The organism is Vibrio sagamiensis NBRC 104589 (assembly GCF_007990935.1).
Taxonomy (GTDB): Bacteria; Pseudomonadota; Gammaproteobacteria; order Enterobacterales; family Vibrionaceae; genus Vibrio; species Vibrio sagamiensis.
In genome coordinates, this window is record NZ_BJXJ01000010.1 from 80,026 (window position 1) to 96,936 (window position 16,911).

At 42.4% G+C, this 16,911-nt stretch carries 19 protein-coding genes; 6 read left to right on the forward strand and 13 right to left on the reverse strand.

The features are described from left to right. The first annotated feature begins 176 nt into the window (after positions 1 to 176). Positions 177 to 1,232 carry a hypothetical protein gene (locus VSA01S_RS06635; RefSeq protein WP_039979636.1) on the forward strand — a complete coding sequence of 352 codons (1,056 nt, stop codon included), beginning with the start codon at positions 177 to 179 and terminating at the stop codon, positions 1,230 to 1,232. A 136-nt stretch (positions 1,233 to 1,368) separates the two neighbouring features. On the opposite strand, the gene VSA01S_RS06640 is transcribed toward VSA01S_RS06635, so the two are convergent. Further along, on the reverse strand, positions 1,369 to 2,256 hold the full coding sequence (locus VSA01S_RS06640) for an NAD(P)-dependent oxidoreductase (RefSeq protein WP_039979637.1): 888 nt from the start codon (positions 2,254 to 2,256) through the stop codon (positions 1,369 to 1,371). A gap of 314 nt (positions 2,257 to 2,570) precedes the next feature. On the opposite strand from VSA01S_RS06640, the gene VSA01S_RS06645 reads away from it, so the two are divergent. Next, positions 2,571 to 3,911, forward strand: coding sequence for an aminotransferase-like domain-containing protein (locus VSA01S_RS06645; RefSeq protein WP_039979638.1), 1,341 nt, complete (start codon positions 2,571 to 2,573; stop codon positions 3,909 to 3,911). Between the two features lie 160 nt (positions 3,912 to 4,071). On the opposite strand, the gene VSA01S_RS06650 is transcribed toward VSA01S_RS06645, so the two are convergent. From VSA01S_RS06650 to flgB, 12 genes are read right to left on the reverse strand one after another with little or no spacing between them, the layout of a single operon-like run. Next, on the reverse strand, positions 4,072 to 5,109 hold the full coding sequence (locus tag VSA01S_RS06650; RefSeq protein ID WP_039979639.1) for a hypothetical protein: 1,038 nt from the start codon (positions 5,107 to 5,109) through the stop codon (positions 4,072 to 4,074). A gap of 21 nt (positions 5,110 to 5,130) precedes the next feature. Next, entirely contained in the window at positions 5,131 to 6,030 is a 900-nt protein-coding gene (flgL, locus tag VSA01S_RS06655; protein ID WP_039979640.1) for a flagellar hook-associated protein FlgL, read from the reverse strand. An 11-nt stretch (positions 6,031 to 6,041) separates the two neighbouring features. Then, positions 6,042 to 7,415 (reverse strand): flagellar hook-associated protein FlgK, encoded by a 1,374-nt coding sequence (flgK, locus tag VSA01S_RS06660; RefSeq protein ID WP_039979641.1) that lies wholly within the window; start codon positions 7,413 to 7,415, stop codon positions 6,042 to 6,044. Continuing rightward, complete coding sequence (locus tag VSA01S_RS06665) at positions 7,416 to 8,051, reverse strand: rod-binding protein (protein WP_039979642.1); 636 nt, start codon at positions 8,049 to 8,051, stop codon at positions 7,416 to 7,418. A gap of 10 nt (positions 8,052 to 8,061) precedes the next feature. Then, the gene (locus tag VSA01S_RS06670) at positions 8,062 to 9,183 is read right to left on the reverse strand and encodes a flagellar basal body P-ring protein FlgI (RefSeq protein ID WP_039979643.1); all 1,122 of its coding nucleotides are present in this window, start codon (positions 9,181 to 9,183) and stop codon (positions 8,062 to 8,064) included. Beyond that, a complete protein-coding gene (gene flgH, locus VSA01S_RS06675; RefSeq protein ID WP_039979644.1) occupies positions 9,183 to 9,854 on the reverse strand; it encodes a flagellar basal body L-ring protein FlgH in 672 nt (223 codons plus the stop codon). The genes VSA01S_RS06670 and flgH overlap by 1 nt, the downstream gene beginning before the upstream one ends. Positions 9,855 to 9,883: 29 nt before the next feature. Further along, positions 9,884 to 10,669: a flagellar basal-body rod protein FlgG gene (flgG, locus tag VSA01S_RS06680; protein WP_021709752.1), complete on the reverse strand. Its 786-nt coding sequence runs from the start codon at positions 10,667 to 10,669 to the stop codon at positions 9,884 to 9,886. 20 nt (positions 10,670 to 10,689) lie between these two features. Beyond that, on the reverse strand, positions 10,690 to 11,421 hold the full coding sequence (locus VSA01S_RS06685; protein WP_039979645.1) for a flagellar basal body rod protein FlgF: 732 nt from the start codon (positions 11,419 to 11,421) through the stop codon (positions 10,690 to 10,692). Between the two features lie 12 nt (positions 11,422 to 11,433). After that, the gene (flgE, locus tag VSA01S_RS06690; protein WP_039979646.1) at positions 11,434 to 12,633 is read right to left on the reverse strand and encodes a flagellar hook protein FlgE; all 1,200 of its coding nucleotides are present in this window, start codon (positions 12,631 to 12,633) and stop codon (positions 11,434 to 11,436) included. Positions 12,634 to 12,666: 33 nt separating this feature from the next. After that, a complete protein-coding gene (gene flgD / locus VSA01S_RS06695; protein ID WP_039979647.1) occupies positions 12,667 to 13,347 on the reverse strand; it encodes a flagellar hook assembly protein FlgD in 681 nt (226 codons plus the stop codon). Further along, positions 13,347 to 13,781, reverse strand: a complete 435-nt coding sequence (gene flgC, locus VSA01S_RS06700) for a flagellar basal body rod protein FlgC (RefSeq protein ID WP_039979691.1) — start codon at positions 13,779 to 13,781, stop codon at positions 13,347 to 13,349. Before flgC ends, flgD begins: the two co-directional genes overlap by 1 nt. A gap of 2 nt (positions 13,782 to 13,783) precedes the next feature. Next, positions 13,784 to 14,146 (reverse strand): flagellar basal body rod protein FlgB, encoded by a 363-nt coding sequence (gene flgB, locus VSA01S_RS06705; protein WP_039979648.1) that lies wholly within the window; start codon positions 14,144 to 14,146, stop codon positions 13,784 to 13,786. Positions 14,147 to 14,223: 77 nt separating this feature from the next. On the opposite strand from flgB, the gene flgA reads away from it, so the two are divergent. From flgA to VSA01S_RS06725, 4 genes are all read left to right on the forward strand, one after another. Beyond that, positions 14,224 to 15,021 carry a flagellar basal body P-ring formation chaperone FlgA gene (gene flgA / locus VSA01S_RS06710; RefSeq protein ID WP_039979649.1) on the forward strand — a complete coding sequence of 266 codons (798 nt, stop codon included), beginning with the start codon at positions 14,224 to 14,226 and terminating at the stop codon, positions 15,019 to 15,021. 164 nt (positions 15,022 to 15,185) lie between these two features. After that, on the forward strand, positions 15,186 to 15,467 hold the full coding sequence (flgM, locus tag VSA01S_RS06715) for a flagellar biosynthesis anti-sigma factor FlgM (RefSeq protein WP_039979650.1): 282 nt from the start codon (positions 15,186 to 15,188) through the stop codon (positions 15,465 to 15,467). Positions 15,468 to 15,485: 18 nt separating this feature from the next. Next, the gene (gene flgN, locus VSA01S_RS06720) at positions 15,486 to 15,923 is read left to right on the forward strand and encodes a flagellar export chaperone FlgN (protein WP_039979651.1); all 438 of its coding nucleotides are present in this window, start codon (positions 15,486 to 15,488) and stop codon (positions 15,921 to 15,923) included. Then, positions 15,904 to 16,650: a lytic transglycosylase domain-containing protein gene (locus VSA01S_RS06725; protein WP_083932210.1), complete on the forward strand. Its 747-nt coding sequence runs from the start codon at positions 15,904 to 15,906 to the stop codon at positions 16,648 to 16,650. Before flgN ends, VSA01S_RS06725 begins: the two co-directional genes overlap by 20 nt. Positions 16,651 to 16,911 lie beyond the last annotated feature (261 nt).

A 16,911-nucleotide genomic window follows, 5' to 3' on the forward strand; every position in this document is an offset into this window, starting at 1 on the left:
TTGTTATTCAGAGCCAAACATTTATTATGTTTGGCTCCAATATCAGAAAGTCTATTATAAAGAGCTAAATATATTCGCACTTTTCGAGATGTGAATTTATTCTGGTAAGATAAAAGATTATTTGGTGAAGCCATTCAAACTATTAGGAATACCATCACTTAATTGAGGTTCAGAGCATGAGATACAAAAAGCGTCTTACCGCTATCATTGCCATAAGTGGCTTGAGTTCGTTCTTAATTTTACAACCGTTATTTAACAGCTCAAAAGAGCAAGCGACAGTAAAAATTAATGTTGTCGCGCGTTCAAATTCAATGCCAATGTTAGCTACGACACCAAATAATGATCTACAACACTTTACAGACTTACCTTCGCCATCTGCGAAACATATTTCTTCTTTGAAAAACGTTAAGCTTATCGCCTACCAACACAAAAAAGTACTACAACATCCGGCCTACTCACAGCCGATCACTGATGAAAGCAATCCTTATTTACATTGGAATCGCTTTGAAATTGTGCCTTTACCTATATTAGGAGGAAATGCACAAGCAGCTTTAAATGTAAATAAATACAGACACTTTTATCCAGATAAGATAAACGTCACCCTCAGCTCATCGACACCTGTAATTTCTAGCACACTCGATATTATTGATGTCCAAACACAGCAGGTACTTACCCACCTCCCAATGAGAAGTGATGGGTGGGAAATAACCTCTCAGGCTAACTGGCCAGAAGAAATCAGGTTAGTAGCGAGAACAGAATTTGAGCAAGGTGAAGATATTGTCAGCGCTGATATTCGTCTATATCAACATATTGCAGATATTATACGAGTCGGGCAAAGTTACGCCGAAAATACCGACATGCTCATTCCTGTGACACTCAAAGTCGATAAAACAGGAATTTATCGGATACGTGGGAGCCTGTATCAGACGAATGGTTCCGCCATCGCTCTACTCACACAAAAGCACAGATTATCTCAAGGCTCACATACAATGACTTTAAAAGCATTTCACAGCGTATTACCAAGCGGTAATGTCAGCTATGAATTACGGAATATTTTTATCGAGAAGATGTCAGGATTCCCGGGACAAAAAGCACAATACGGCCAAGCAGAAGCTAGCGTTTATCCGGTTGGCCATTTTAACGCTGATATCCTATCCGATGATCCGTATCAACTCAGTGAAAATGAAAAAAAACAACTTGAATTTCTCAATCAAGCGGCCAATTCTATCTAGTCCTACTTAACAAAATAAAAGCCCAAGTATCATTGGTATACAACCATATGACTTGGGCTTATCATCGCTGAAGGGTTAGAAACTTAAGTTGTCAAAACTGAAACTAAAAAAGCAGCTAATAAGATCGAATATCTCGTTAAAGTTTGTCGTAAGCTTTGATTAAAACCGAGGTATCCATTCGTCCTAACCCTCTCTCTTGTAGGCCCTGATACTGATTATTCACTTCTTCAGTAAGCGGCAAAGTCAGCGCATTTTTCTTCGCTTCATTCAAACAAATATCGAGATCTTTTCGCATCCAATCAATAGCAAAACCAAAGTCAAATTTATCTTGTGACATGGTGACAGCACGGTTCTCCATTTGCCAAGAACCTGCTGCGCCATGCTTAATCACACTCACAACTTGTTCCATATCAAGACCCGATTTTTGTGCCAACAATACCGCTTCACTTAGGCCTTTTAAAACACCAGCGATACAAATCTGATTCACCATTTTACAGCGCTGACCTTGACCATTTTCACCCATTAAAACAGCCTGATTTGAATAACTGGCCATCACTTCTGACACATTATCAAAAGCATCTTGTTGGCCACCACACATGATGGTTAAGCTGCCATTTTCAGCACCAGCTTGGCCACCAGATACTGGAGCATCAATAAATTGAATGCCTTTTTCTGCACACTTTTCTGCTAACTCTTGAGCCAATTCAGCCGATGTTGTGGTGTGATCAATAAGGACAGAACCTGATTTCATGCTATTTAATACCCCAGTGTCACCGTAAATAACACTTCGAACATCATTATCATTGCCTACACAAACTGCGACGACATTTGCCCCCTGAGCAGCTTGAGAAGGCGTAGCAGCCGACTGACCAGAATATTCTTTAACCCATTGTTCCGCTTTGGCAACACTGCGGTTATAGACAGTGACATTAAATCCATTTTTGACTAGATGTCCAGCCATTGGATAGCCCATGACTCCCAACCCAATGAAAGCTACATTTACTGTGTTGTTAGATGAACGCATTATTCAGCTCCTAAAGTAATCACATCGATTAAGATTGACACACCTTAATCGATCACATTGACATATGTCAATTTTATTATGATCTATAGTAGACTACTGTAACGGCTTTATCGTTTACTAAAACAGTGTTTGCACCACATTGGGCAACTCAATACACGGCATATGTACCCAAGTAATCTCAAGATATTGTGTTCAGCGAGACACTCTTTTGGATCGCATCACTTGGGTAGACATAGCACCTTAAAGTGACATAGGTATATTAATTCTATTAAACTAAGTCATAGTCATCCAAATTATCAGCCCAAGGAGTATTTGTGAGTAGTGCAAAGTTCGTTCATATCGCGAAAGTGATCGAGAAACGTATTAATCAAGGCGAATACCGCTCCAATACAAAATTGCCGACTCACAGGGTACTCGCTGCTGAGTTAAAAACAACACCAGCAACCATCGCCAAAGCCTATCAACTGCTGGCTAATAAGCGTCGTGTCGAGTCTCATGTTGGTCGTGGGACTTACGTATGTGACAACTCAGCGCTCGGTCAGGTAATTCAAGCACCTGAAGACGGCCATGATTTTAATTTTTCGATTCTTCAGCCGTGCTTGCACAAAAATGCTGAAGCTATCCAAAAATCGTACTCCACTATTGCTGAGCGGTTAACCCCCGAGCTGATTGGTTATGTCGAACAATCAGGTCATCAGGCCCATCGAAAAGCAGGTTGTAATTGGGCTAAGTATTATGGTTTAGAAGGCGGTAATATTGACAATACTCTTTTGACTAATGGCGCTCAACATGCACTCTCGCTCCTGATTCAGACTTTTACTCAACCAGGTGATACTATAGCAGTTGAGGCACTGACCTACCCTGGTATTTTTGCCATCGCGAATCTTTCTGGACGTAACGTTGTTGGCGTGACGATGGATGACAACGGTGTCTCTCCTGATGCCTTAGAAGCAACTATTGTGGAGCATCAGCCTAAATTGGTTGTCCTCATCCCCTCACACCAAAACCCAACAGGGATTACTATGCCGTTATGGCGTCGTGAAGAACTGGCTCAAGTGATTAAAAAACACAGTATTTGGCTCATTGAAGATGATATTTACGGCTTCCTCAACGAAGAACCTATTCCTGCAATCACTAATTTTATTCCTGACCGTGCCTTTCATATTTCCGCACTATCCAAAGCCATCAGTCCAGCCATGAGGTGTGGTTATATCAAAGCTCCGATCGAACAGATCCCAAGGATACAAGCTTCAATTCGAGCAAATATTTGGCTTCCTTCGCCACTCAATTTTCAAGCAGCAACAGAGCTTATTGAATCAGGAAAAGCCTTTACACTCGCAAAAGAACAGCGTATTACTGCCCAAGAAAGGCAGCTGATAGCTAGAGAAGTATTAACTGACTTTAGCAGTGATACCAGTAGCTATCACATTTGGTTACCTTTACCCGACCAGTGGAAAGCCGAGCACTTTGTACAACAAGCGAAGACGCAAAATATTTTAACCAGCAGTGGCAGTTACTTTGATGTTTCCGGTCTTGAATCTCAACACATTCGCCTATCACTAATGTCTGTAAGTACAGAGGATATTTTAAAACAAGGACTTAACCGTCTCAAAATAATCTTGGATAGCCAAGTAAGTACTCTTTTCCCAACTTAATAGACGGAAAGTTAATTAAGCAATCAGTTGCTAAGGTTATAAATTACATAGGCAAATAAGACCGAGATAAAGATAGGTTAGTGCATCTATACCCAAGTGACTTCCTTGGGTATAAGTGATCTTTGTGTCTGCCCTAAAAGATTTTAGGTGCCGAGACAGACTACTTTAATAGGGCAACAGCAGTATGACGTCGTACATTAGCTTGAGCATTTAATGCTTCAAATGTAGTCGTAAATTTGCTGGAAGCTCCGGCCCACTGTTCCAGTTTTTGATTCACTTCATCAGTGATGAGTAAACTCTGACTTTGCACTTGTTGCATTTGCTCGTGTAAATCAGAGTGGAAAGCTTTTGCGACATCGAAACTACTTCGTACCTGATTGAGATGTTTATTAACTTTCGAAATAGCTTGCTTTATTGTCTCACGAGAGCCCAAATCAAACACCATTTCCTTGACACCATCAGGCTCCGCTTTAAGCCTCATAACATTCGCTTGACCAGCAGGAAAACGGTGTCCCTCTCCTGTAATTTTTACTTTTTGCTGCATCAGCTGATAGGTAGCATCACGAGCTTCAAACAAAATCGCTCCATCTTCAGCAAGAGAAGCTCTCATACCCATAGATATCAAGCTTCTATCGAGCATTTTTATCATCTTGGATGGCTCAGAATACCCATCAAAATTTATCATCACTGACTGACCCTGTGGAAAATCTAGACGAACCTGCTCTGCTCTATCACTTAATCTGTTAGCATTGAGCCCTGGGATCGAGAAACGCCGTATATCAGCACGATCCAATTTAAAACGAAGCTCATTGTCGATTGTTTTTCGGCCATCAAAACGTGCTTTTTCAACTTGCTCTTCAATCATTGCTTTTGAGCGTGTTAGCTCTTCTTCCACTCCATTAACATTCGAAGAACCGCGTTGCATTGCTTGGATCAAATAGCGCTTAATATTTGTCAGTTCTTTGCCAATTACCTGTAGAGATTGAGAAGCAATTTGTACCGCAGTCGCTTGTTGCTGTCCTTGATTAAGTCTAATACCAGTAATCGAGTAAGCAATTGATGTTTCAATTTTTGTTAAAGGAACGGGTAGTTTAATGCTCCCACCGGCTTCCATAGAGCGGGTCGGCGTAATTAATGCTTTGCCACTTTTTCCCAAGTGAAGACTGGGTGAAGTGACTTCGACAGAGCTCATCGCCATAGTATTCTTCCTCTATTACAATCAAATACGATCAAATAAGCGTAAATCGTTAATTTTCACGTAACTGGTTTGCGTCGCTTGTAAAGCGGTTAAAAGCTTATTCATCCGAACAGATGCTTCAGCGGGATCCAGTCCAGATAACTCATCGGAAACTTTGTTAATAAACAAACTACTCTCACTGTGTGCACTGTCTAACAAATCTAAGTTAGTATGACGACCACCAATTTCTGTTAATGCTTCCAGAACATTTCCTAGCATGTCATCAATACTCGTAAGACTCGCGCCGACTTCCGCTTGAAAGTTTGGCCCAGGTTTATCAAACTCTGCAATTAAGGCGTCGATTTGATTAAGCACATTATCACCCGAGTCACGTTTCATAAGGTCACTAGCGGTAATATTTGCTTCTATTGATACCCCTTTAGCAACCGTCACAACACGTTTATCATTGTTACCAAACAAGGTATATTCGTTATTCACTTTCGTCACAGCGGCTTGGTTTGATTGTGTCCCAGAGAAGAGGAAATGGCCTTCTTCATCTTGGTGATTTAAGGCAGATTGAATCGCATCACGGTAGCTTTTTAGCTCAATAATCATTCCTGATCTATCTTGGTCCGTTAGTGACCCATTGGCTCCCCATAAAACCTTTTCACGCATACTAATCAAGCTGTTACTCATCGCATCTAACTGAACTTCTTGCTGTTCCAGTACCGACTTAACATTAGTCACATTTTTTTTATATTGTGTTAGAGCACTTTCCTCACGTTCTAAGTTCAACAGTTTAACTGAAGCCATAGGATCATCAGACAATTTTGTTAAGCGTTGTTCCGTCGCCATTTGCTCAAAGACTGTTGCTAAGCCTGCCTTATTTTTCTGTAGGCTCTGTAACATAATCTGGCTAAATTGGCTGTCACTGATTCTCATGTCGATCTCCTCTAGAATAACTGCAGCAATGAATCAAATAGTTGATTAGCTGTACTAATGACTTTTACATTTGCATTGTGTGCATTAGAAAAAGTCATCAAGTTCGCCGCTTCTTCATCACCATTAACAGAGCTGATGTTTTCGCGTTCAGCCTGAACTTGTATATTCATAGTACTCTTTACTTCCAAATCCGCATTAGCTTGCCGTGCTTTAATAGCGATTTCACCAACCATTGAACCGAATGCATCATTTAAGCTCAGTTGACCATATCCAGTCACCGATACTGGCTTATTGCTAATTTGAATTAAAGTATTTAGTACATCGGCATTACCTGGTGCTCCATCACTTGAAAAAGCGAGATCGGCGGGGCGAAGAGTATTAACGCTCAAGCTTGCTGCTGGACTATTCGTATTGTAATCAAATAAAGGTTTACCCGGTTGTCCATTAAGGTCGATCCCCATGGCTAGTCGGGAGTTATATTGTTGCGAGAGCGCTTTCGCCATATCGTCCAATGCAACTTGGTGAGGTTGAAGAATCTCTTTTTGGTAATCCTGCATCGCCCCCAGTTCACCACCAACAGAATGATTGACAATAAATTGCTGCTTAGAAAATTGAATAGTAATGTGTGAAAGATCGGTATCATTTTTGTCAGGAATACTGCGAAGTAAACTATGATCCGCTCCCATAACTAGAGGTTGTCCAGCAGCAAGGGAAACTTGTAAGCCTCCGTTGGGTTGAGGCGTCGTTCTTATTTCAACCCATTGTGATAGTTCACCAATTAAAGAATCTCGCGCATCAAGAAGTGGGGAAGGGTTCCCACCTATGCCTTTAATTTCGGCTAACTGCTTATTTAATGATGCAATATTGGCAAGTAGCGTATTTACATTTTCTAACCCAGCTTCTCGTTGCTGATTCAAATCATGATTTTGATTGTGCAACGATTCAGATAGCGTATTAAACCGTTGTGCCAAAGCTTCTGCTTCATTAATCACTTGCTGACGATAAGGTATTGACTCTGGTTTGACTGTTGCATCATTCAATGCAGCATTTAAAGAGTCCAACCCAGCCGAAAGATTAAGCCCATCAGCACCAAAAGTATTTTCCAGTTGACTGAGGCCTGCACTATAGCCTTTTGCATAAGAGGCGAGACTATTACTTAACCACACCTGCTTGACTAAGAACTGATCCGTCACACGTCGAATACTGGTGACTTCGGTCCCCATTCCTGGGCTAAGAATATTATGTTTTTCACCTTCGACAGAAGCCAATAATGCTTGCTGACGACTGTAGCCCGGAGTATTCACATTCGCGACATTTTGCGCTGTTACGCCCAAGGCTACTCGGTTAGCGCTTAACCCTGAAAGGGCTATATTTACAAGATTCATCTACCACTCCATTGTTTTGAGTAACGGTTGAGCAAACGCTGTTGTCATCCCCGCTTCTTTGAGTACCTGTTCTAGAGAAGCGACCGTTTGGGGATCAGTATTAATTCCTTCAAGCATTGGATTTTCTAGCATGTTTGGATCTTGTCGCGCAGATTTAGCATCAGCAGAAAAGAGCGATGTTATGCGCTCTCTCACATCAACTGCGGTCAGATGCACCGGTGGTGGCTTCCTTCCTGAAACAAAATCGCTTGAATGGCGGCCTTCGTTTGCAGCATTGATAAAGCGAGAAACTTCAACAGGGCGGCTTTGCTCTACAGGACTCAATTGCTTAATTAGCATCTGTGCAATGCCCGCATTGTGTTTTTGAGCCAGTTCGATCGCCAATTGACCATCATACATATCGCGAAAAACACCCTGATTTTGATAGGAAAATGGCGAGTTTTTTGCAGATAAAACATCACTACTGCTTCTCATTTGACGCAACACAATTTGTAAAAACATCGCCTCAAATTGACCAGCTATCGTCGATAATGCTTCTTTACTGCCTTGATGCTGCTTAATGTTCATCACCGCACTATTGTCATGATAAAGAACACGATTTACATCCATAGAATTACCCAGTTCTTGTAACTTCATATCAGATTCCTTAGATAACGACCAACTCAGCATTTAAAGCCCCAGCTTCATCGAGAGCCTGCAAAATTGACATGAGATCTGAAGGTGAAGCCCCTAAGCTATTCACTGCATTAACAATGGTATTGAGTTCTGTCCCCGCAGGCCAAATCAGCATTTGCGCCTCCGTTTGTTCAATATCAATATCACTTTGGTTCACAACTTCGGTATTGCCTTGAGCAAATGGGTTCGGTTGGCTCACCTGCTGAGATTCCGACACTCTTACCGTAAGATTGCCATGGCTGACCGCCGCCTCACCAACTTGAACATTTTTACCGACAACAACGGTGCCAGTTCGAGAGTTAAACACAATTCGAGCTGGCTTTTTGCCTTCAACAACACTGAGCTCTTCCAGCATTGACATCATGGTGACGCGTTGCTGAGTATCCATAGGCGCTTCCATTTCAACTCGTGCCTTATTGATCGCTTTCGCGACATTAGGCCCAAACATTGTGTTAATTTCACGGACAATATTTTTTGCCGTAGTAAAGCTAGGTTTGCGTAGATTTAGGGTAATTTCACTTCGCTGGTTAAAATCTGTTTCAATTTCTCGCTCCAGCGTTGCACCATTAGGAATTCGCCCTGCCGTCGGAATATTCATAGCAATTTTGGAACCGCTATTGCCTTCAGCACTAAGCCCTCCAACAACAACACTGCCTTGAGCAATGGCGTACACTTCCCCATCAATGCCTCGTAAGGGAGTTAATAACAACGTGCCACCACGTAAGCTCTTCGCATCGCCAATAGATGACACAACAACATCTAATGTTTGCCCTGGCCCTGCCATTGGATCGACCGATGCGCTAACACTAACAGAAGCCACATTACGCAACTTCGGATTCATGGAATCATCAATTTGAACACCAAACTGGCGGAGCATATTAGTGATCGATTGAGCAGTAAATTTAACCTGATTGCGGTCACCTTGTCCTGCGAGGCCAACCACTAAACCATATCCCACGAGTTGGTTTTCTCGGATACCTTGAATATCCACCAAGTCCATAATTGGAACGCTCGTTTCAGCTCTTAGCAGCATTGGCATTGCCACCGTCAGAGAAAATAAAAAAGAACAAAAAAATACATTAAGTGATTTCATTAAAAGGGTACCCATGGGCTGTTGAAGAACTGTGTTAACCATCCTGCAGCATTACTGTCTGACAAGGCTCCACGACCAGAATAGGTGATTCGAGCATCTGCAATTCGCTGAGAAGACACCTGATTACTCCGATTAATATCATCAACTCGAACAATGCCAGTTAAACGAATAAACTCATCGCCTTGGTTAAGCCTTAACCATTTCTCACCGCTAATTCGCAGCACACCATTGGGTAACACTTCATGTACCGTCACAGTAATCGCACCTTGTAACTTGTTTCCTTGCGAACTGGAGGCACGACCATCAAAGTTTCGACTGGCATCAAGGCTAACGCCGAAATCATCAAATGTTTTATTCCCAATGGTCGGTACAGCAAAATCGACACCTGAGCTTTTACCAAATTGAGTGCCTGCTTTTTTGCTTGATTTCGTTTCTTCAGAAAGTTGAACCGTCAGGACATCTCCAACTCGATACGCACGGCGATCTTGAAAAAGCGTCATGGTGTATTGGTGACGATAAAGACTGCCAGATTTCGTTTCTGGTAATGTATAATCTAGCACTGGTGGTGCATATTCTTGTGCATTAGGCTCAGGAGGAATAAACTCCTCACGCCCAGCACACCCCACCAGCAGTACGACGACCACTGCCCAACTGTTTGAAAGCCATTTCATTGCTTCTTCCTTACCATCACCAATAATTACTACAAGGACTGCGAGACGAACTTAAGCATATCGTCTGTTGCTGACGCGACTTTAGCGCTCATTTCATAAGCACGCTGAGTGGTGATCATATCAACCATTTCTTCGACAACCTGAACATTCGAGCCTTCTAATGCCCCTTGCTTAATGCTGCCAACACCGTCGGTAGCCGGTGCAAGGTCTGCCGCAGGGCCACTGGCAGCCGTTTCTCTAAATAAATTGCCACCAATGGCTTCTAAACCGGCTGGATTGACAAATTTTGCTAAAGTGATTTGGCCTAGTGCTTGTGGCGTAGGATCATCGGATGTTGTCGCTGTGACCATGCCATTCACTCCAACTGAAAAAGATGTGGCATTATCCGGCACCTGAATTGATGGCTGTAATGGCAAGCCTTGACTATTAACCATCAGGCCTTCGGAGTTAATATGGAACTGCCCATTGCGGGTATACATGATCTGCCCATCAGAATTTTCAATTTGGAAAAAACCTTGGCCCATCACCGCTAAATCCAACTCTTGCGTTGTGTTTTGAGTATTGCCCTGAGTAAATACTTTTTGAGTCCCAACAACACGAACACCTGACCCCAACTGAACACCACTTGGTAAGGTGTTAACTTGATCGACTTGTGCCCCCGGCTGACGCTGAATGGTGTAAAAGAGGTCTTCAAAAACCACTCGGTCACGCTTAAAGCCAACAGTATTAACGTTCGCTAAATTATTAGAGATGGCTGTCATCTTCGTATCTTGCGCAGCCATACCTGTTTTACTTATCCATAATGCTGAGTGCATATTTTACTCCTTTAATACGACTAGCTCGCCGACATCAATTTATTACCGGCTTGAGCTAAGGTCTCAGCGGTTTTCATCATGCGAACTTGCATCTCGAAATTACGTGTTAGAGACATCACATTCATGAGCTCTTCAATTGCAGAGACATTACTTCCCTCTAGGTGCCCAGAAGAAATTTGCACCGTTTCGTTGGTAGGAAAAGGTTGACCATCAAGTGAATGCAAAAGGCCATCTGTCTCTTTTTGTATTTGCGCGGCTTCTGGCTTGACTAGTTTGAGGGCACCAACCTCAATTTCAGCGCCACCTCCAGGGGGAATCACGGTAACCCTGCCACGTTCACTGATCTCAACAGTTTGAAAGTCAGGGAGGATAAGTTGGCCATCTTCACTCAGAACTGGAAACCCATTGATTGTCACCGCTCCTGATGAATCCACACTCATGTTACCTGCTCGCGTGTAGGCTTCATCACCCAATGGCGTTGCTACCGTCAAGTAACCTTCCCCAGTAATCGCTACATCAAGCACTCTACCGGTTTTCATGACCGCACCAGTATCCAAGCGAGTCATGGCTGAGTTTGTGACCACCATCGTCCGACCATCAAACGCTTGCCCGGGCAAAGCCACACTGGTTGCCCGTTCCATATCGGCACGAAAACCAGAGGTATCCGCATTGGATAAGTTATTCGAGCGTACATGTTGCGCTTTCAAAACTCGACTGGCGCCAGACGTAGCTGTAAACAGTAAGCTGTCCATACGTATTCCTCATTACACCGCGTTGAATAGCGCTTGCGTCAATTTATCGCTGGTTGAGATGGTTTTGGCATTGGCTTGATAGTTGCGCTGCGCGGTCATCAACGACACTAGCTCACTGGTTAAGTCAACGTTAGAACCTTCAAGTGCTCCCGGCGTTAGATCACCTAATGTGCCGCTGCCTGGCGCACCAATCACAGGGCTACCAGAGCTGAAACTCTGACTCCATGCAGTCCCACTGACTTTCGATAAGCCTTGTGTGTTAGCAAAATCAGCTAATACCACTTGGCCTTGAAGCTGAGACTGACCGTTGGTGTAAGTCGCATAGACCATGCCATTTTCTTCTACTCGGACCCCAGTCAACTCACCCGATGTATAACCATTTGGGTTATTGGTGCTCACTCCGAATGTGTTACCGAACTGGGTGCTACCCGCAAGGCTAATATCCACACTGATTGCATCGGCACCAGCCACTGGAAACGTCACGTTAAACGCCTCAGTCGGCGAGGATAAGGTGCCATTTGTATTAAAGGTCACTTCACGCGAGGTTGCTGGGACTGTCGGAGCTCCATTGGCTTCGACATTCACTTGCCAAGTATTGTCAGATGTTTTAGTAAAGTATTGAGTAATCGTATGAGATTGACCCAGAGAGTCATAAACTTGAGTGGTATAGGAAGAGTTGAATGTGTTAGGGTTGGTTGAATCAAAAGGGAGAACATTTTGATCAATCGCCGTCGCACCAGCAGCAAAGTTAGCCACAAAATCCATCGCATCGGTTGCTTTGGCATTCAAAGAAGAAGTCGAGACTTTGATACTGCCGAAAGACCCCGTCACCAACTTATTATTACCGTCAACACTGTAGCCTTGAAGTTCTGCACCATTATTGGCCATGACCACATTGTTTTTATCTGTCCCGAACACGCCTGATCGCGTATAAAGCAGTTGACCCATATTGTTTTTGGTGACGAAAAAGCCATTGCCATTGATCGCCAAATCCATCGCACGACCAGTCCCTGTTACAGATCCATTTTTATCAAAGTTTTGTGAGATAGCTGCCACTTGAACCCCACCAGGTTGCATGCCATTATATACGGCAGCAAACTCAGTCCTTCCCTCTTTAAAACCATGCGTCGAAGCATTAGCGATATTATGACTGATGGTGTTCAGCTCTGTATTGGTCGCATCTAGACCACTAAGTGCAATATTAAGACTCATAAATAATTCACCTCTTGTATTTCCATATTTTGGTTAAGCACCAAACTGAGTGATTTGATAGAACGGAACTTGTCCTACCCCTTCTACATTGACTAAAGTAGGTCCACCTGAACTTGGTATACGAACTTGTTCAACTGTACCCGCTAATAAAACCGTGGGACTGGCTTGCCCTTCTTGAACTTCGACCGAGATGGAATAAGGCCCAGGTTTGAGCCCCAACTCCTCAGGGTCAATAGAAAAGGACACTTCTCCAGCACCTTTCGCTCCCAATGGCACTTTGGTGGTTTGTCCAAATGCATCTTTAACCAGTAAAGTAACTTGATTAGATGCATGAGCTAATTCTATTTTTCCACTTTGTGTTTGCTGATTAAGATTGAACTCATTGGCAGTGACATAGACAGTTTTGCCCATCAATCCCGCTGTAGAAAGGACTTGCATATTGTCGAGCGACACCATACTGTTCTGCATCAACGTGGACATATTTTCTGTACTTTGCACCTGAGAGAACTGGGCGAGCTGGCTCACGTACTCCGTCCCATCCAGTGGGTTCAGTGGGTCTTGATTTTGAATTTGTGCCACCATAAGTGAAATAAATTCATTTTGTAGCGACGCGGCCTTATTGCTTTCCATTGGGTTATTCGAAACACTCGGCATACTTGACTGCGAAGTACTGGGCGCTTCAGAAGAGAGAGCATTAAACGGTGCAATACTCATTAGCTACCCTGCCCTAGTCTAAGCAAACCTTGCTGCATACTTTTCACGTTAGCCAGTACTTCGACATTGGTTTCAAAACTACGAGTCGCTTGCATCATATCGGCCATTTCAGATACCACATCGATATCTGGGTAATAAACGTATCCTTCCTCATCAGCTAGAGGGCTACTAGGCTCAAAACGCTTTTCAGCCTCTGCTGCACTCTTCACGACATCCACAATACGTACTTCTGCATTTGGGTAGACATCATTAGCCGTCGTGAGCTGAGTTTTTTTGTATACCGTTGCAAAAACGGGTTTCAATGCTTTGTACGCTTCGTCAGAGCTAGCCGAAACCGCATCAGCATTGGCTAAATTACTCGCTACTGTATTCAAGCGCACGGTTTGCGCCGTCATAGCAGAGCCTGTTATGGAATAAATATCGGTAAATGACATCATTAACGCCCCTCTATCACTTTTGCCAGTCCGCTAAACTTCATATTGAGAAAAGTCAGACTGGTTTGAAAATCCATACTGTTTTGGGTGAATTTGGCTTGTTCAACCCCTAACTCAACCGTATTGCCATCATTACTGTTTTGATAAGGCACTGAGTATTTCGCCTCAATATTTAATTTCTCCTGCAATTTATGAACGCCTCTTTGTGAAAAACGGTTTATAACAGTAGTAAATGTCAGGTCCTTAGCTAAATACCCCGGCGTATCAACATTTGCTAGGTTACTCGCGAGGACTTTGGTACGCTGAACACGAAAATTAAGCGCCTCAGGATGAACACCCAACGCATTTTCGAATGAGATAGCCATGCATCTTTCCTTAATTGGCTCAAGTGATAGCAAAATAGAAACAAAATACATGCCATAAATAAAAAATAGGTTTTTCAATGATTTACAAAAAGGTAAGGAAGCCAAACTTCCGGTTTACGGAAAGCAAACATCGCGGCGGGAAGAAAGCATGTTGTTTAGTTACTATACTCGTCAGCAGCCTGATGCTCGCCTTAACTGTACGGGCAGATTCGAGCAATAACCGAGAAACAATCGACACTCTCAAAGCCATGGCTGCTGAACAATTTGAACAGGAAGTGGCTCAAACAGCCCACTCTCAGCAATGGCAAGATTATCAGCTCAATTATAGAATTTGGGTCCCACGGTCAGCGAAACACCTAACCAGATGTTCTGCCCCATTAACCTTTACCAGTCAAGATCATCAAGTGCTTCCTGTGGGCCATCTTAAACGCATGCTGAGTTGTAATACGGCAGATTCTTCTTGGCGCATTAATATCACCATTAAAGCCAATATTACGCTGGACGTTGTCGTTGCGGCGAACACCATCAAAAAAGGCCAACAGCTCAGTGCTTCACACTTAAAAAAAGCAAGAAAAACGTTCTCAAACCAGTCTAATTTCTACACGCAAACAGAGGCATTAATCGGTTTAGAAGCCACTCGACAAATTCGGCTCGGCCAGTCTATTCATTCCAGTGTGTTAACCTCTCCCGCTTTGGTGAACAAAGGTAATGAAGTGCTCATTATTGCTTCTCAAGCTGGATTTATAGCCAGCACGAAAGGCATCGCACTAGAAAAAGGTAAGGAGAATCAACAAATAAAGGTAAAAAACTTACAGTCAGGTAAAATAATTCGAGCGCTTGTCACCGGATTAAATCAAGTTCACACACAATTTTGATTTTGGGCTCAGATTCTCATTTATAAAATAACAGTCTCGTCAAATTAAGGGCATTCTTGTATACAAAAAGAAGCTGGGTATATCCAAGTGAGTTTACGAAAGTATTTAATATACTTCGAAATCGGCCGCCTATTAGAAATAGAACTTATGATTGAGGACAAAAGATGAAAATTGACAAAGTTACTGGTGGTCACATAACTCAAACTAAATTCCACCAAGCAGCCAAGCAAACTGAAGATACTAATGAAGTAAAAACTATCAATGAGCCTATTATGCAAGCAAACTTGGCCGCAATTAGTAGTGCTCAAGAAGAAATGAATACTTTGTCTGATGTAGATATGGAAAAAGTGGAACAAGTTAAAAACTCTCTCAAACGAGGTGAACTTGAACTTGACACCCAAGCACTCTCGAGAGCAGTTATGCAATTTCATACCGGTCATGAATAGCCGAATAAGGGACAAGTCATGACACACAGCTCGTCAAGAATCATTCAGCATTTTCTTCGCTCAATTGCTAAAGATATCAGGCTTTATCAGGAGCTACTAGTTACCCTTCAGCGACAGAAAAAACTCTATTTTTCTTTTGAAAGTCAGTACTTAGAAAAAAACATTCAGGAGCAAGTCATTCTTTTAAATCGATTAAATCAATCAGCAAAAGAGAGAAAAGAGTGGATGAGTTCAATTGGGGTGCCCCTTAATGAACAAGGTGTATCAAAAATATTCGATGCCTTACCACCAACAATTGCAACTCCTGCACGCAAACAATGGGCTGTTTTGCATGCTTTAATTAAGCAATGTAAGAGTGAGAATATCAGTAATGGAACGACTGCAGCGGCATTTCAAGAGATCGCTGCTCAATTTTTTCACCCTGCGGCTCACACCTATGAAGAACAAACTTTCTAAGTCCAGTGTATTAAGTATTCGGAATCAGAGGCTACCTCATCGAAACATTACTTTTACATTTATTGTAATGTTATTTATTACAATTATTTCCTCCAGCACTATTGCTAAACCAAGTGACAGTGCGATTAACAAGCAGCATAAAATTTTAGCACCACACAAAGTAAAAATATCCAAGAAACTTGAAGCATCTCAGCAATTGGTGAGTCACATCATTGAACAACTTAAATATCGCTCTTTACCGACAGACTTAGTTTTGCTTCCAATGCTGGAGTCTTCGTTCAACCCTAATGCTATTTCACATGCCAACGCAGCTGGGTTATGGCAACTTATCCCTGCCACAGCTCAGCGCTTTGGACTACAAGTTACATCACAGAACGATCAAAGATTTGATGTCAAAGCTAGCACTCAAGCAGCTCTTGCTTATTTAGAATTCCTATATGAAAAGTTCGACCAAGACATATCCCTTGCTTTGGCAGCCTATAACGCTGGTGAAGGACGAGTCGCAAAAGCGCTCAAGAAAGCAGGTAGCAGGGATTTTAATAAACTTATTCTTCCTCAAGAAACTCAACAATATGTCCATCGCTTCTTTGCTCTGAGACAGTTAGTCGACGTGAAAGGAATACAGTCAAATACAAAAGAACCCTTATTGCTTTTCTCTGCCCAAGACACTTTCAATGTTGAACCTCTTGTTAATTGGGAACCTTTACCACCTCTGGTCAATTTATAATATACCCAATAAAAGCATCACAAACTCATCTCAAAACCAAAATCACACAATACGTAGACTGGATTCCAGTTATAAAATAAGAAGTAAAAATTTCATATTTGAAGAAAGGCACATTAATTGGTGATAATGTTAAAAATAGCTAACCTTATTCCAGCAGAAAAATACTGCTTAAGACAACTCTGTTAATTTTCTATTCAACTTTTCAACAAAAAATGCTACCAGTTTAGTGTTAAAACCGCTTGAGGAGTAACAAGATGATGC

What these genes read in the sequence shown, in the direction of transcription:
- VSA01S_RS06635 (WP_039979636.1), top strand. Translation starts at nt 177, where the DNA reads ATGAGATACAAAAAGCGTCTTACCGCTATCATTGCCATAAGTGGCTTG.
- VSA01S_RS06640 (WP_039979637.1), bottom strand. Translation starts at nt 2,256, where the DNA reads ATGCGTTCATCTAACAACACAGTAAATGTAGCTTTCATTGGGTTGGGA.
- VSA01S_RS06650 (WP_039979639.1), bottom strand. Translation starts at nt 5,109, where the DNA reads ATGGCGATGAGCTCTGTCGAAGTCACTTCACCCAGTCTTCACTTGGGA.
- flgL (WP_039979640.1), bottom strand. Translation starts at nt 6,030, where the DNA reads ATGAGAATCAGTGACAGCCAATTTAGCCAGATTATGTTACAGAGCCTA.
- flgK (WP_039979641.1), bottom strand. Translation starts at nt 7,415, where the DNA reads ATGAATCTTGTAAATATAGCCCTTTCAGGGTTAAGCGCTAACCGAGTA.
- VSA01S_RS06665 (WP_039979642.1), bottom strand. Translation starts at nt 8,051, where the DNA reads ATGAAGTTACAAGAACTGGGTAATTCTATGGATGTAAATCGTGTTCTT.
- VSA01S_RS06670 (WP_039979643.1), bottom strand. Translation starts at nt 9,183, where the DNA reads ATGAAATCACTTAATGTATTTTTTTGTTCTTTTTTATTTTCTCTGACG.
- flgH (WP_039979644.1), bottom strand. Translation starts at nt 9,854, where the DNA reads ATGAAATGGCTTTCAAACAGTTGGGCAGTGGTCGTCGTACTGCTGGTG.
- flgG (WP_021709752.1), bottom strand. Translation starts at nt 10,669, where the DNA reads ATGCACTCAGCATTATGGATAAGTAAAACAGGTATGGCTGCGCAAGAT.
- VSA01S_RS06685 (WP_039979645.1), bottom strand. Translation starts at nt 11,421, where the DNA reads ATGGACAGCTTACTGTTTACAGCTACGTCTGGCGCCAGTCGAGTTTTG.
- flgE (WP_039979646.1), bottom strand. Translation starts at nt 12,633, where the DNA reads ATGAGTCTTAATATTGCACTTAGTGGTCTAGATGCGACCAATACAGAG.
- flgD (WP_039979647.1), bottom strand. Translation starts at nt 13,347, where the DNA reads ATGAGTATTGCACCGTTTAATGCTCTCTCTTCTGAAGCGCCCAGTACT.
- flgC (WP_039979691.1), bottom strand. Translation starts at nt 13,781, where the DNA reads ATGTCATTTACCGATATTTATTCCATAACAGGCTCTGCTATGACGGCG.
- flgB (WP_039979648.1), bottom strand. Translation starts at nt 14,146, where the DNA reads ATGGCTATCTCATTCGAAAATGCGTTGGGTGTTCATCCTGAGGCGCTT.
- flgA (WP_039979649.1), top strand. Translation starts at nt 14,224, where the DNA reads ATGATTTACAAAAAGGTAAGGAAGCCAAACTTCCGGTTTACGGAAAGC.
- flgM (WP_039979650.1), top strand. Translation starts at nt 15,186, where the DNA reads ATGAAAATTGACAAAGTTACTGGTGGTCACATAACTCAAACTAAATTC.
- flgN (WP_039979651.1), top strand. Translation starts at nt 15,486, where the DNA reads ATGACACACAGCTCGTCAAGAATCATTCAGCATTTTCTTCGCTCAATT.
- VSA01S_RS06725 (WP_083932210.1), top strand. Translation starts at nt 15,904, where the DNA reads ATGAAGAACAAACTTTCTAAGTCCAGTGTATTAAGTATTCGGAATCAG.